The organism is Burkholderia sp. B10, from assembly GCF_004368385.1.
Lineage (GTDB): Bacteria > Pseudomonadota > Gammaproteobacteria > Burkholderiales > Burkholderiaceae > Burkholderia > Burkholderia vietnamiensis.
On the sequence record NZ_PQMX01000014.1, the window covers coordinates 21144 to 34912 of the forward strand.

The following is a 13769-nucleotide window of genomic DNA, read 5'->3' on the forward strand; positions in this document are numbered from 1 at the left end:
CGTGCAACGGAGATCGCACGCGGACCGGCCGGCGTGCGCTGCGCTGCGTCGCGCATGGGGCCGCGCGCTCGCGGTGCGCGTCAGATGCTGCATGTTGCCGTCTCCTCTGGTATTAATGCCGTCTTCGCTCGTTTCGGCTGAACACAGGTTATCGGGCGAGTCTGAGAAAATGCTGAGATCCCGCCCCCGGGGAAACCCGTAACCCTTCATTGCGAACGGCACCATGCGCATTCTCGTCGTCGAGGACGATGCCGAAATCGGCGCGGCGATCCGCGCGCGGCTCACGCGGCTCGGCCATGCGGTCGACCACGAAACCGACGGCGCGACCGCCAACAGCCTGCTGCGCGTCGAGCGCTTCGATCTCGTCGTGCTCGATGCGAACCTGCCCGGCCTCGACGGCTTCGCCGTGCTGCGCAACCTGCGTGCGGCGGGCAGCACGACGCCGGTGCTGCTCGTCACTGCGCGCTCGGCGATCGACGACCGCGTGAGCGGCCTCGGCCTCGGCGCCGACGACTACCTCGTGAAGCCGTTCGACTACCGCGAGCTCGATGCGCGCGTGCAGGCGCTGCTGCGCCGCAACAGCGGTCATGCGAACGACGTGCTGACGCTCGGCGGCCTCGTGATCGACCGCAGCAGCCGGCTCGCGGAGCTCGACGGCCAGCCGCTGTCGCTGTCGCGCCAGGAGTTCGCACTGCTCGAGATTCTCGCGAGCCGCCCGCAGCGAATCTTCTCGAAGGACGAGCTGCTGAATCAGTTGTTCAGCTTCGGCAACGAGCCGAGCGCGAACGCGGTCGAGCAGTACGTGACGCGCGTGCGCAGGAAGCTGCACGGCAGCTCGGTCGAGATCCGCACCGCGCGCGGGATGGGGTATCAGATTGCCGCGCACTGACTGGTTTCCGAAGACGCTGTTCGGCCGCACGCTGCTGCTGATCGCGCTCGTCGTCGCGACCGGCGCGCTCGCGCTCGCCGCGATCGCGCGCTACTACGCGGGCGTCGCGGCGGAGCGCGCGTACGACCAGCTGCTTGCAGGCGCGTCGATCCAGGTCGCGGAAAACCTCTACGTGCAAGGCGGCGTGCTCGCGCTGAACCCGCCGGTCGCCGCGCTGTCGACGCTGTCGCGCTACGACCTCGTCTACTACAAGGTCGTCGATTCGCGCGGCGTCGTCGTGGCCGGCTACGGCGATCTCGCGAGCCCCGCGACAGCGGCCGCCGCGAAGCAGGGGCCGGCGTTCGCGGACGCCGTGTACCAGGGGCATCGCGTGCGCACCGCGACCATCGCGCGCTACATGCCCGAGGAGAGCACGCCGGGCTGGGCGATCGTCACCGTTGCGCAGACAACGAACGCGCGGCAGCAGCTGACCAACGACATGAGCATCAAGGTGTGGACGCTGATCGTGTTGATGAGCGTGCTCGCGATCGGCGCAAGCGGGCTCGCGATCCGGCGCGGCCTGCGCCCGCTCGCGCAGATCGGCGCGATCATCGCTGCGCGCGACCCGGCCGACCTGCGGCCGGTGGCCGTCGACACGCCGAGCGAGATCGACGCGATCATCGGCTCGATCAACGGGCTGATGCGAAGGCTGGCCGAGCGGATCAACGCGATGCAACGCTTCATCGCCGATGCCGCGCACCAGATGCGCACGCCGCTCGCGCGGCTCGACGCGCAGATCGAGCTGCTCGACGGCGAACACGATCCGGCCCGGCATGCGGCGCGGCTCGATGCGTTGCGCGCGACTTGCGCCGATGTCGGACGTCTCACCGGGCAGTTGCTCAATCACGCGATGGTGATCCATCGCACCGAGGCGGTGCCGCTGCAACCGGTCGAGCTCGTCGCGCTCGCGAAGGACGTGCTCGGCCGCGCGATTCCGCTCGCCGGCGCGCGCGACGTGGCCGTTGCGTTCGCGAGCGATGCACCGCAAGCGTGGATCGACGGCGATGCGATCAGCCTGCAGGAGGCGTTGTCGAACGTGCTGCACAACGCGCTGCTGCACGGACATGCGGACGATATCGTCGTGTCGGTCGCGACGGCGGGCAATGCGGAGGATGGCGTCACGCTCACCGTCACCGACAACGGCCGCGGGATCGCGCGCGAGCATTGGGACGCGGCGTTACAGCCGTTCGTGCGGATCGCGGCGGACGGCAGCGAGCGCCGCACGGGCTCGGGGCTCGGGCTCGCGATCGTGCAGGAGGTGATGAAGGCGCACGGCGGGCGCGTCGGGTTCGCGTTTCCCGACGCGGGCGGGTTTGCGGTCGTGTTGACGTTTCCACGGGCGGTGGGGAGTGGGCGGGGAGCGTGAGCACGCAGCATACTGCCGCCGTCAGGCCGTCACGGCATCCCCGCCGAGATACGCATCGCGCACGCGTTCGTCGTCGAGCAGCGCCCTCGCCGGCCCTTCGAGCGCGACGCGCCCCGTCTGCAACACGTATCCGTAGTGCGCGATCTCCAGCGCGAGGCTCGCGTTCTGCTCGACCATGAACACCGTCACGCCCTGCCGGTTGATCGCATCGATGAGTTCGAGCACCTTGTCGACGTAGAGCGGCGACAAGCCCATCGTCGGCTCGTCCATGCAGATCAGTTTCGGCCGCGCCATCAGCGCACGCGCCATCGCGAGCATCTGCTGCTCGCCGCCCGACAGCGTGCCCGCACGCTGCGCGAGCCGCTCCTTCACGCGCGGAAACAGGTCGAGCACGCGCGCGTAATCGTCGGCGACCGCCGCGCGGTCGCCACGCGTGTACGCGCCCATCAACAGGTTCTCGCGCACGCTCATGTCGCCGAACAGCCGCCGCGCCTCGGGCACCGCCGCGATCCCGCGCCGGACGCGCTGCGGCGTCGCGAGCGACGTCACGTCGTCGCCGTCGAAGCGCACGACGCCGCGCCCCGGCCGCATCAGCCCGAGAATCAGCTTCATCGTCGTCGACTTGCCGCTCGCGTTGCCGCCGAGCAGGCTGACGATCTGCCCGCGGCCGACCTCGAAGCTCACGTCGAAATGCACCTGCACCGGTCCGTAGAACGTGTCGAGGTGCTCCAGTTTCAGCAGCGTGTCGGTCATCGCGAGGTCAGCTCCAGAAAATGGTGGGCTCATGCCGCCGCGCGCGCGGCGTCCGCATGGCGGCGCCCGAGATAGGCCTCGATCACGCGCGGATCGTGCCGCACGTCGCGCGGCGCGCCTTCGGCGATCTTCACGCCGTTGTCGAGCACCATCACGCGATCGGATACGCGCATCACGAGCTCGAGCTTGTGTTCGATCAGCAGGATCGTCAGGCCGCCCGCCTTCAGCGACTGGATCAGTTGCAGCATCTCGGCGGTCTCGGTCTCGTTCATCCCGGCGGTCGGCTCGTCGAGCAGCAGCAGGCGCGGGTGCAGCGCGAGCGCGCGGCCGATCTCGACGCGTCGGCGGTTCGCATACGACAGGCTATGCGCCGGGTGATCGATGCGCGGCGCGAGCCGCTCGCCGAATCGCGCGACGATGTCGCGCGCTTCGGCGCGCAACGCGGCTTCCTCGCGCCGCACCGACGCGGGCCGCACCAGCGCGCGCCATACCTCGGCCGCCGCGCCGAGCACCGGCCAGCCGCGTCGCGCCGCCCGCAGCCGCGCATGGGCGCCGATCAATACGTTGTCGAGCACGCTCAGGTTGCCGAACACGCGGCCGTGCTGAAACGTGCGCGCGATGCCGAGCGCCGCGAGCCGCTCCGGTGCGACGCCGGTGATGTCGCTCCCGTCGAACGTCACGCGGCCGGCGTCGGGACGGTCCGCGCCCGCGATCAGGTTGAACAGCGTCGACTTGCCCGCGCCGTTCGGGCCGATCACGCTCAGCAATTCGCCGTCGGCGAGCGTCAGGCTCGCGGCGTCGAGCGCGGTCACGCCGTCGAAGCGGCGTGTCAATCCGCGCACGTCGAGCAACGGTCGACGAGTGGTCATCGCATTTCTCCTTACACGGTGCCGAGCAGGCCCTGCGGCCGGAACCGGACGAGCAGCACCAGCACGACGCCGTAGATCAGCATCCGATAGTCGGCCGCCCAGCGGAACAGCTCGGGCAGCCCGATCAGCGCAACCGCGCCGACGATACCGCCAAGCACGTTGCCGAGCCCGCCGAGGATCACCATCGTCAACGCAAGGATCGAGACCTGCGAATCGAAGGTCTGGTGATTGATGTAGCTGTACAGATGCGCGGCGATTCCGCCGCTCACGCCGGCCGCCACGCCGCCGACCGCGAATGCGATCGCCTTGTAGCGATTCGGCGCGATGCCGTGCGCGCGTGCGGCGACGTCGTCCTCGCGCACCGCGCGCAGCGTACGGCCGAGATGCGAGCGCAGCAGCCGCACCTGCAGCAGCGCCAGCACGACGAGCACCGCGAGTGCGAACCAGTACGCGGCGCGCGCGGTGCTCGCCCACGGCAGCGGCGCGATGCCGGTGATGCCGAGCGGGCCGCGCGTGAGGCCGTCCCAGTTCAGGATCACGAGGCTCACCACTTCGCCGATGCCGAGCGTCGCGATCGACACGTAGTGGCCGCGCAAGCGGAATGCCGGATAGACGAGCAGCGTGCCGAGCGCCGCGGTGATCGCGCCCGCACACGGGATCGTCACGGCCGGCGACCAGCCGAGATCCGACGACAGCAGCGCCGATGCATACGCGCCGATCACGAGCAGCGCCGCATGGCCGAGCGAGATCTGCCCGACCGTGCCGGCCACCAGCGTGAGGCTCAGTGCGAGCAGCCCGTACAGCCACGCGTTGGTCAGTGTCTGCAGCACATACGGCGACGCGCCGAGCCACGGCAGCGCGGCAGCCAGCACGATCAGCGCCGCGACGGCCGGGCGCGACACGCGTACGTGCCTCGCAGCGGCGAGGAAGGTGCCGGTCATCGGCTCGGGCGGCAGCGCGCGCTTCGCGCTGAACAGCCCGTTCGGCCGCCATACCAGGAACACGATCAGCAGCCCGAACGCGAACAGGTCGCGATAGCTCGTCCCGAACAGCGCGACGCCGTAGCTTTCGACGAGACCGAGCAGCAGGCTGCCCGCAATCGCGCCCGGCACGTTGCCGAGCCCGCCGATCAGCAGCGCGACCACGCCCTTGAGCGTCGCCTGGAAGCCCATCGCAGGATCGATGCTGTTGTAGTACATGCCGACCAGCAGCCCGCTGACGCCGCCGAGCGCGCATGCGATTGCGAACACGGCCTGGTTCACGCGATCGACGTCGACGCCCATTTGCAGCGCCGCGTCGCGGTCCTGCGCAGTGGCGCGCACGGCCCAGCCGAGCCGCGTGAAGCGCAGGAATCCGTACAGCAGTGCGGCCGCCGCGATGCCGATGCCCGCGATCAGCAGGTCGAGCGCGCCGAGCGTCGCGCCCGCGATCCGCACGTGCCAGTCGGGCAACGGCGTCGGCACGGCGCGCGGATCGGCGCCGAACACGAGCTGCACGAGCTGATCGAGGATGAAACTGATGCCGATCGTCGCGAGCAGCGGCGCGATCCGCGCCGCGTGGCGCAACGGCCGCAGCCCGATGCGCTCGATCGCGATGCCGAGCGCCGCGCAGCCCGCGACCACCGCCGCGAGCGCGACGGGCAGCGGCAGGCCGAAGCGCGTCAGGCACAGCCAGCCGACGAACGCGCCCACCATGTAGACCGAGCCGTGCGCGAAGTTGATCAGATGCGACACGCCGAAGATCAACGCGAGCCCGACCGCGAGCAACGCGTAGATGTTGCCGACGATGAGACCGTTGAGCGTGTAGTCGAGCCAGGAAGCCATCACGATACGTCCGTCGAAAGCATGCGGGTCAGGGCGCGCGCTGGATCAGCGCGCGGCGAGCTGCGGCTTCGCGCCGTCCCACAGCGCCCACTGCCCCTGCTTCACCACGAGATAGACGGTGCGGGCGCCCGCGACACGGCGCGTCTGCGGGTCGAAGCGCACCTTGCCGAAGATCACGCTCGGCACGTCGCTCACCTTCGCGAAGCCGTCGTGCGCGGCCGCACGCGTGGTCCCGTAGCGGCGCAGCACGTCGGCCGACAGGATCAGCGCGTCGTACGCGCGCGCCACGAACGAATCGGGATCCGCATGATATTTCGCGCGATAGCGCTGCACGAACGCCTGCACTTCCGGACGCGGTTCGGCCGGGAAAAAGTTCGACTCGGTATAGACGCCTTCCACGGCCGTGCCGCCCAGTTCGAGGAATTTCGGCGAATACACGGAGCCGACCGCCGCGATCGGCAACGCGAGGCCCGCGCTACGCGCCTGACGCACGATCTGCGCGCCGTCGGCGTAATACGAGATCAGCACGATCGAATCGGGCTTCGACGCACCGATGCGCACGAGCGTCGAGCGGAAGTCCTTCTCCGCCGGCTGGTAGCCTTCGGCCGCGACGACCTGCGCGCCGAGCCCCGCCGCCGCCTTCGCGAAGATGTCCTTGCTCGTGCGGCCCCAGTCGGTGTTCAGGTACAGCACCGCAATCCGCTTGAAGCCGAGCTCCTTCACCGCGTAACGCGCCAGCAGCGGCTGCTCCTCGGCCTGACTGAGCGCGGTGCTCCACAGGTAGTCGCCGCCCTTCGTGAAATCGGGATGCGAATTCGTGAAGCCGAACTGAATCAGCTGCCCGCGCTGGTAGATCGGCGACGCGGCCATCGACGTCGCGCTGGAGAAGTCGCCGAGCTCGATCACGATGCGCGGATCGGCGACGAATTTCTGCGCGATCGCGACCGCTTGGCGCGGGTCGCTGCGGCTGTCCTGGAAATCCACCGCGAGCGGGCGGCCATGGATGCCGCCGCTGCCGTTGATCTCGTCGAGCGCGAGATCGAAGCCGCGCTTCCATTGCTCGCCGTATTGCGCGTCCTGCCCGGTGAGCGGTCCGCTCACGCCGATCACCAGCGGCTCGCCCGATACGCCCGCGGCGAGCGCGCCGCCCGTCGACAAACCCCATGCGGCAGCCAGCGCCGCAACCGTGCCCAGTGCGCGCCGCCATGCGCCGCGTGTGTCGATGCCCGATACCTTCATACGCCCCCCAGCCGTCCGCCAATCGAAAAGAGTGACGGCATGTAACCATCTGCCTCAGGGCGTTCCAACGAAGTTTTGCGCATATCGATATCGCACGCGGCGCGAAGCCGAACGCGTGCGTCGATGCATCGGCGTGCGGCGCACATGCACGGCGCGTGCGTACGCGGCGCAGCGCTTTGATTCGATTGAGGTTCGACATGCGCGGCCGTGCGGGACCGGCACGCATGCACGTAATCGAACTCCGCGCGGTGCGCCCGCGCTTCGCACTTTTCGCGCTGTCGATAGCAAAAATCATTATATGAATCACGCATGCTGGCGCTCCTACAATGCGCACATTGCATCATCGGAACGCGCCATGGAGTTGCATCAACTCGAAGCATTTTCGGCGGTCATGTCGGCCGGCAGCGTCACCGGCGCGGGCGAACTGCTCGGCCGTTCGCAGCCGGCCGTCACGCGGCAGATCCAGGAGCTCGAAGCCGATCTCGGCTATGCGCTGTTCGACCGGCACGGCCCCCGCGTCACGCCGACGCGCCGCGCGTTCCTGCTCTACGACGAAGTCGAGCGTTCGCTCGTCGGCCTGCGCGCGATCGAAGCGCGGGCACGCGCACTCGGCGACGAAACGGCCGAGCCCGTGCGCATCGCGGCCACGCCTTCGCTCGCGGCCGCGCTCGTGCCGGCCGCGCTCGCCGCGCTGCCCGACGGCGCGCACGCGCCGCATTACCAGCTGCGCAGCGAATCGGCCGAACACGTCGTGCACGAAGTGCTGGCAGGCACCGCCGATATCGGCGTCGTCACGTTGCCGATCGCGCATGCCGGGCTCGACGTGCACTGGATCGCGCAAGCCCGTTGCGTCGCCGTGCTGGCCGCGGCCGATCCGCTCGCGACCAAGCCGCGTATCACACTGCGCGATCTCGCGCGGCGCCGCATCGTGACGGTCGCGAACCGGCACCGGCTGCGCCAGCGCATCGATGCGGCGTTGGCCGCAGCACGTGTCGACGTCCGTGTATTCGTCGAGACCAACGCATCGCTGAATGCCGTGATGGCCGCGCGCGCCGCGCTCGGGATCGCGATCGTCGATCCGGCAACGGGCGTCGCACTGCCGGTCGAAGGCGTCGTCGTACGCCCGCTCGATGCGGACATACCGTTTGCGTTCGGCGTCGCGACGCCGGCCGGCAAGCCGCGCACGGCCGCCGTCGACGCGCTGCTCGACGCGCTGCAGCGCACGACGCGCACACTCCTCGACGGCGTGATCTTTCACGATGCATCTGTGCACGACGCGTGGATGCGCGGCGACCGGCCGCGCACCGACGGCGACGCGCGCCCGGCTCGCGCGACGCGCCCTACCCGATCGACCCGAACCGCGCACGCGCGCGGCGCCCGCAAGGAGGCCGCATGACGGCGACGCCCGACACACTCGCGGCACTGGAAGCACGTGTCGCGCAGGACCTGCGCTGGCTCGACCTGCCCCCGCCGTCGTGGGTGCCGCCGCGCGAGGTCGACGGTGCGCGCGTACTCGACGTCGCGATCGTCGGCGGCGGCATGGCAGGGCTCGCGGCGTCGGCCGAGCTGCGTCTGCTCGGCATCGACAACCAATGCGTGATCGACCGCGCGCCGGCCGGCTATGAAGGCCCGTGGGTCACCTTCGCGCGGATGGAGACGTTGCGCTCGCCAAAGCAGCTCGCCGGCCCCGCGCTCGGGCTCCCCGCACTGACCTTTCGCGCGTGGTTCGAAGCCTGCCACGGCCGCGACGCATGGGATGCGCTCTACAAGATCCCGCGCACGCAGTGGATGGACTATCTGCGCTGGTACCGCCGCGTGCTCGACCTGTCGGTGCACAACGACACCACGCTCGTCGCACTGCGCCCGCGTGACGACGGCCTGCTTGCGCTCGACTTGCAAGCGAGCGGCGCAACGCGGACGGTGCTCGCGCGTCACGTCGTACTGGCGACCGGCCGCGACGGACTCGGCGGCCCGTACGTTCCGCCCGTCGCGCAACGCGTGCCGCGCACGCGCTGGGCGCATTCGTCCGAGCCGATCGATTTCGCGGCGCTCGCCGGCAAGCGCGTCGGCGTGGTGGGCGCGGGCGCGTCCGCGTTCGACAATGCCGGTACCGCACTCGAGGCAGGCGCCGCTCGCGTCGACCTGCTGTTCCGTCGCGCGGACATTCCGCGCATCAACAAGCTGACCGGCATCGGCAGCCCGGGCCTCGTGCATGGCTTCGCCGCGCTCGACGACGCGACGAAGTGGCGCTTCATGCACTATGCGCTGACGTCGCAGACACCGCCGCCGCGCGAGAGCGTGCTGCGCGTGTCGCGGCACCCGCACGCGTACTTCCATGCGGCCAGCCCGATCGAAACGCTGGTCGACGCTCATGACGGGCTGCAGGTCGTCACGCCGCGCGGTCGCTACACGGTCGATTTCCTGATCTTCGCGACGGGCTTCCATTCCGATTGGACCACGCGCACGGAATTCGCATCGTTCGGGCCGCATGTGCGGCGCTGGAAGGATCGCTACCAACCGCCGCCCGGCACCTGGCTCGACGAACTCGCCGAGTCGCCCGATCTCGGTCCCGCGTTCGCGTTCCAGGAACGCGAGCGCGGCGCATGCCCAGCCGTCACGCGCATCCACTGCTTCAACAATGCGGCGAGTCTGAGCCACGGCAAGCTGTCCGGCGACATCCCCGCGATCAGCGCGGGCGCGGGACGGCTCGCGCGCGGCATCGCGAGCCGGCTGTTCGACGACGATCGCGACCGCCACTACGACGCGCTCGTCGCGTTCGCCAACGCGGAGCTGCATGGCGACGAATGGCGCGACGCCGACGCGTGGACGGCGCCTTCCACGACACCCGTGACCACCGGAACCCACCACGATGATTGATACCCAACCGCCGGCCGCCGCGCCGGATACGATCGACGCGGTCGCCGGGCTGCGCGACGACAGTCCGGTCGCCGCACTGCGCCGCGCGCGCGAGAAGGTGCTGCGCCATACGCAGTTGAGCGAAGCCGCGCTGTTCGATGCCGCGCTGCCCGATCTTTCGCTCATCGAGCGTCTGCATGCGGCGCGCTACGTCGCGCAGCGATCGAGTGCGCACGCACTCGCCGCGACCTACCACGCGCGGCTGATCGAGGCGGGCGGCACGCCGGACGACATCGCGCGCGCCGACGCCGACGCATTCGATGCGCTGCCGCGCCGTCTGGGTGCGCTGCTCGCGCATGCGCGGCGCCTGACGCTGTCGCCCGTCGACGCACACGCGTCCGATCTCGCCGCACTGAAGTCGGCGGGATTCACGACGGCGGCAATCGTTGCGTTGTCGCAGCTCGTCGCGTTCGTCGCGTATCAGCTGCGCGTCGCGGCGGCGGCCAGCGCGTTGCACACGCGCGTCGCGCGGGAGGCCGCATGACCACGGTCACCTCCCACGGCTTCACGTCCGACACGCTCGGCTGGCGTGCGTGGCTCGATACGGTGCCGCTCGAACGCGCCACCGCGGAGCAGCTCGACGTGCTCGAGGCGAGCCATCCGCACGCAACGACGTCCGACTATTACCTGCTGCTCGTGCATCAGCCCGAGATCCTGCGGCAACGCTCGGCCGTGTTCAACGCGATCATGTACGGCCCCGGCGGACTGTCGCGCGCGGAGCGGGAACTGGCGAGCACGGTGGTGTCGCGTGTGAATGGCTGCGTGTACTGCGCATCGGTCCATGCGCAACGCTTCACGCAGCTCGCGAAACGCAGCGATTCGATCGAGCAGGTATTTGAAGACCCATCGACGGCGGGGACGAACGCGCGCGAACGCGCGATCGTCCGCTATGCGATCGCGCTAACCGAGCGGCCCGACACGGTGGACGACAGCGACATCGCCGCGCTCGAGGCCGCGGGACTCGCTCATGACGAAATACTCGACCTGTCGCATGCGATCGCGATCTTCGCGTGGGCGAACCGCTTGATGCTGACGCTCGGCGAACCGGTGTTTCCGCAGGCCACGACGAACACTTGACGGTGGCGCTGCTCGCCGGCCGGCGAGCCGTCGATGCGGCGCCCGGCCGTTCGCTCAACCCTCCAGCAGCTTCAACCCCGCCGGCAACGTCTCCCCGAACACGCGCGCCGTGTCCGCTTCATCGAACGCGATCGCTTCGCGCACCATGTCGATCCAGGCGGCCGACGCGTTCGCCGCCGACAGCCGCTTGATCACCGCCGCACGCGTGTCGTCCGGCAGATCGCGTTCGCGATCGCCCGTCATCCGCGCGATCTGCGCGACCGCGAACGCCGCCGGTTCGACCTGCTTCCAGTCGAGCGCGAACAGCGCATCGAGCCAGCGCTGCGCGACGTCGGCCGGCACGACGCTGTGCGCGCTGCCGTAGAACGGCCGCCGCGCACCGATGCGCCCGAGCGCCCACGCGCACAGCGTGCGCTCGGCCGGCTTCTGCAACTGCGCGATCAACCGCTCGCCCAGTTCCACCTTGCGCTCGACCGGCAATCGCTCGAGCGACGCGGACAAGCGCGTCATGTCGGCCGGCCCGACCTTGGCCGGGTCGAACGGCAGCTTGCGGCGCTTGTCGTCGGACGGTTCGAGGAACGCGATCGCGTCGCGCACCTGCGCCTGCGCATCGTCGTCGAGGCCGCCGGCCGCACGCCGCCACAGCGTCCACCATTCGGACCACACCTGCGCGTCGTTCACGTACTGGATCCCGTCGTCGAACAGCGGCCACAGCTGCTCGATGCGCCACGCGTCGAGCGGATGGCCGAAGCCAGGACGCACGCAATAGCCGGCGAGGTTCAGCCACGCGCGCTCGTGATCGGCCGAACGGCGGCGGCGACGCGCACGCGCGAGCAACGCGTCGAACAGCTCGCGCGCGAGCGCGACGTCCCACTCGTCGCGCGGGCCGAGCACCTGCTCCAGTTGCGCGCGCAACCGCCGCGTGTCCTTCGGCTCGACGTTCGCTGCCTTGCCGCCGAACGAGCGGTCGATCAACTCGATCGCCTGATCGAGCCGCGGATGGCGCGCGGGCCCGTCGACATCGCCGGGGCTGGGCGCATCGCCGCGCAGCTGGAATTCGAGCCGCCAGCGCCGCGACGCATCATCGGTCGCGATGCAGTGCATTTCGAGCGTGCCGACCTCGGTCAGCGACGCGGTGAGCTTCACCGGTGTTTCGCGTGCGCCGCCGCCCGCCTGCCGGTCGATGACCGTCGCGATCGGCGGCAGCCGCACGAAGTCGCCGCCGGCGAGTTCGACGAGATCGCCGGGCCGATAGGCCGTGTCGGCGACCGTCGACACCAGATGGAATCGCACCGGCTGTCCGAGCTGCAGCGCGAACGTGCGCGCATCGAGCGGGAGCTCGCGGCCTTCGTCGGTGCCGCGCGGCAACAGACACACGCCGCGCGGCGCGGCGGCGGCATCGCCGCCGTCGTCCAGCACGAGGAAATAGCTGCGCGCGGAGCCGCCGCCGATGCGCGGTGCATGCCCGCCGCGCGCGAGCCCATAGGCCACCGCGCCGCGTGCGACCGCCACGTCCGGATGCGCGTTGTGCAGCACGTCGAGCGGCGCGCCGCGCCATGCGCCGAGCGTCTGCGCGAGGCGGCCGGCGAGCGCGTCCGCGCGGAACACGCCGCCGTTGAGCAGCAGCGTGTCGGGCAGCGGCCCCTGCGCGTGACGATTCAGGAACGCGGCGACGTGGCGCGTGACGGCCGGATCGCTCGCGTACGGCAAGCCGAACTCGACGATCGCGGCGCGCGTGCGGCGCGGCATGTCGTTCGCGTCGACCTGCGGAAAGAAACCGTCGACGACGATCTGCTCGACCTCCGCGCGCGTCAGCTCGGTCGAACGCGCGCCGCCGACGAGCCGGCTGCCCGCGCCGAGCAGCGTCACGGTGACGGACGCCGGCGCAGCGGCGCCGAGCAGCCGCTCCTTGGCCGCGCGGCAACGTTCGACGAGCTGCGACAGGCTCGCGGCCGACAGCCGCGTGCCGGGCTCGGTCAGGCGCGGCTCGACCAGGCGCGCGAGCGCGAGGTCCATGTTGTCGCCGCCGAGCATCAGGTGATTGCCGACGCCCACGCGCGTGAAGGTCGGTTCGCCGTCGTCGCCCGGTGCGACGTCGACGAGCGTCAGATCGGTCGTGCCGCCGCCGACGTCGCAGATCAGCACGCGCCGCGGCGCGGCGAAGGTAGCGCGCAGCGTCGCGCGCTGACCGTACAGCCAGTCGTAGAATGCGGCCTGCGGCTCCTCCAGCAAGCGCAACGCCGGCAGTTGCGCGCGCCGCGCGGCTTCGACGGTCAACGCACGCGCGCCGTCGTCGAACGACGCTGGCACGGTCAGAATGACGTCCTGCTGCGCGAGCGGCGCATCGGGGAAGTGCGCGTCCCAGGCCGCGCGCACGTGCGCGAGGTAGCTCGCGCTCGCATCGACCGGCGACACCTTGGCGACGCCGTCGGCGCCGCCCCACGGCAGGATCGCCGCGAGCCGGTCCACCGCTGCGTTCGACAGCCAGCTCTTCGCGCTGCTGACGAGCCGGCCCGGCACCTGTGCGCCGAGCGTGCGCGCGTAGCGGCCGATCACGGCCGGCACGGCGTCGGCCGCATTGCCGGCCGTCCACGGCAGCGCGATCGCGTCGGCCGGCAGTTCGCCGGCCGCCGGGTGATAGCGCACCGACGGCAGCAGCGGCTGCGCAGCCACCGCGCCGGGGCCGACCAGCTGCTCGACGTCGAACACGCGGATCGCGTCGGAGCCGGCCTCGACGTACGCGACGACGGTGTTGCTGGTGCCGAGGTCGATACCGACCGTATAGCGCTTCATCGCGC

At 70.4% G+C, this 13769-nt stretch carries 11 protein-coding genes; 6 read left to right on the top strand and 5 right to left on the bottom strand.

Going from position 1 to position 13769, the window contains the following annotated elements:
* Positions 1–223 precede the first annotated feature (223 nt).
* Together C3Y15_RS09905 and C3Y15_RS09910 are read left to right on the top strand one after the other, a co-directional pair.
* On the top strand, positions 224–889 hold the full coding sequence (locus C3Y15_RS09905; RefSeq protein ID WP_011881394.1) for a response regulator transcription factor: 666 nt from the start codon (positions 224–226) through the stop codon (positions 887–889).
* Positions 876–2294, top strand: a complete 1419-nt coding sequence (locus tag C3Y15_RS09910) for a sensor histidine kinase (RefSeq protein WP_011881393.1) — start codon at positions 876–878, stop codon at positions 2292–2294. The genes C3Y15_RS09905 and C3Y15_RS09910 overlap by 14 nt, the downstream gene beginning before the upstream one ends.
* A 21-nt stretch (positions 2295–2315) precedes the next feature.
* On the opposite strand, the gene C3Y15_RS09915 is transcribed toward C3Y15_RS09910, so the two are convergent.
* Genes C3Y15_RS09915 through C3Y15_RS09930 form a run of 4 tightly spaced genes read right to left on the bottom strand, consistent with a single transcriptional unit; the run spans position 2316 to position 6978 of the window.
* Positions 2316–3047 carry an ABC transporter ATP-binding protein gene (locus C3Y15_RS09915; RefSeq protein ID WP_185499741.1) on the bottom strand — a complete coding sequence of 244 codons (732 nt, stop codon included), beginning with the start codon at positions 3045–3047 and terminating at the stop codon, positions 2316–2318.
* 29 nt (positions 3048–3076) lie between these two features.
* Positions 3077–3916 carry an ABC transporter ATP-binding protein gene (locus C3Y15_RS09920; protein ID WP_011881391.1) on the bottom strand — a complete coding sequence of 280 codons (840 nt, stop codon included), beginning with the start codon at positions 3914–3916 and terminating at the stop codon, positions 3077–3079.
* 11 nt (positions 3917–3927) lie between these two features.
* Positions 3928–5739 (bottom strand): ABC transporter permease, encoded by a 1812-nt coding sequence (locus C3Y15_RS09925; RefSeq protein WP_069239942.1) that lies wholly within the window; start codon positions 5737–5739, stop codon positions 3928–3930.
* Between the two features lie 45 nt (positions 5740–5784).
* Positions 5785–6978, bottom strand: a complete 1194-nt coding sequence (locus C3Y15_RS09930) for an ABC transporter substrate-binding protein (protein ID WP_011881389.1) — start codon at positions 6976–6978, stop codon at positions 5785–5787.
* A gap of 355 nt (positions 6979–7333) precedes the next feature.
* Between C3Y15_RS09930 and C3Y15_RS09940 the strand changes: the two genes are divergently transcribed.
* From C3Y15_RS09940 to C3Y15_RS09955, 4 genes are read left to right on the top strand one after another with little or no spacing between them, the layout of a single operon-like run.
* On the top strand, positions 7334–8374 hold the full coding sequence (locus C3Y15_RS09940; protein ID WP_069239941.1) for a LysR family transcriptional regulator: 1041 nt from the start codon (positions 7334–7336) through the stop codon (positions 8372–8374).
* The gene (locus C3Y15_RS09945) at positions 8371–9855 is read left to right on the top strand and encodes an NAD(P)/FAD-dependent oxidoreductase (RefSeq protein ID WP_059567593.1); all 1485 of its coding nucleotides are present in this window, start codon (positions 8371–8373) and stop codon (positions 9853–9855) included. Before C3Y15_RS09940 ends, C3Y15_RS09945 begins: the two co-directional genes overlap by 4 nt.
* On the top strand, positions 9848–10378 hold the full coding sequence (locus C3Y15_RS09950; protein WP_011881386.1) for a hypothetical protein: 531 nt from the start codon (positions 9848–9850) through the stop codon (positions 10376–10378). The genes C3Y15_RS09945 and C3Y15_RS09950 overlap by 8 nt, the downstream gene beginning before the upstream one ends.
* Positions 10375–10971, top strand: coding sequence for a peroxidase-related enzyme (locus tag C3Y15_RS09955; protein WP_014724477.1), 597 nt, complete (start codon positions 10375–10377; stop codon positions 10969–10971). The genes C3Y15_RS09950 and C3Y15_RS09955 overlap by 4 nt, the downstream gene beginning before the upstream one ends.
* A gap of 54 nt (positions 10972–11025) precedes the next feature.
* Here the strand turns inward: C3Y15_RS09955 and C3Y15_RS09960 are convergent, their stop codons facing one another.
* Entirely contained in the window at positions 11026–13764 is a 2739-nt protein-coding gene (locus C3Y15_RS09960) for an Hsp70 family protein (protein WP_060042960.1), read from the bottom strand.
* Positions 13765–13769 lie beyond the last annotated feature (5 nt).

What these genes read in the sequence shown, in the direction of transcription:
- C3Y15_RS09905 (WP_011881394.1), top strand. Translation starts at nt 224, where the DNA reads ATGCGCATTCTCGTCGTCGAGGACGATGCCGAAATCGGCGCGGCGATC.
- C3Y15_RS09915 (WP_185499741.1), bottom strand. Translation starts at nt 3,047, where the DNA reads ATGACCGACACGCTGCTGAAACTGGAGCACCTCGACACGTTCTACGGA.
- C3Y15_RS09920 (WP_011881391.1), bottom strand. Translation starts at nt 3,916, where the DNA reads ATGACCACTCGTCGACCGTTGCTCGACGTGCGCGGATTGACACGCCGC.
- C3Y15_RS09925 (WP_069239942.1), bottom strand. Translation starts at nt 5,739, where the DNA reads ATGGCTTCCTGGCTCGACTACACGCTCAACGGTCTCATCGTCGGCAAC.
- C3Y15_RS09930 (WP_011881389.1), bottom strand. Translation starts at nt 6,978, where the DNA reads ATGAAGGTATCGGGCATCGACACACGCGGCGCATGGCGGCGCGCACTG.
- C3Y15_RS09940 (WP_069239941.1), top strand. Translation starts at nt 7,334, where the DNA reads ATGGAGTTGCATCAACTCGAAGCATTTTCGGCGGTCATGTCGGCCGGC.
- C3Y15_RS09945 (WP_059567593.1), top strand. Translation starts at nt 8,371, where the DNA reads ATGACGGCGACGCCCGACACACTCGCGGCACTGGAAGCACGTGTCGCG.
- C3Y15_RS09950 (WP_011881386.1), top strand. Translation starts at nt 9,848, where the DNA reads ATGATTGATACCCAACCGCCGGCCGCCGCGCCGGATACGATCGACGCG.
- C3Y15_RS09955 (WP_014724477.1), top strand. Translation starts at nt 10,375, where the DNA reads ATGACCACGGTCACCTCCCACGGCTTCACGTCCGACACGCTCGGCTGG.
- C3Y15_RS09960 (WP_060042960.1), bottom strand. Translation starts at nt 13,764, where the DNA reads ATGAAGCGCTATACGGTCGGTATCGACCTCGGCACCAGCAACACCGTC.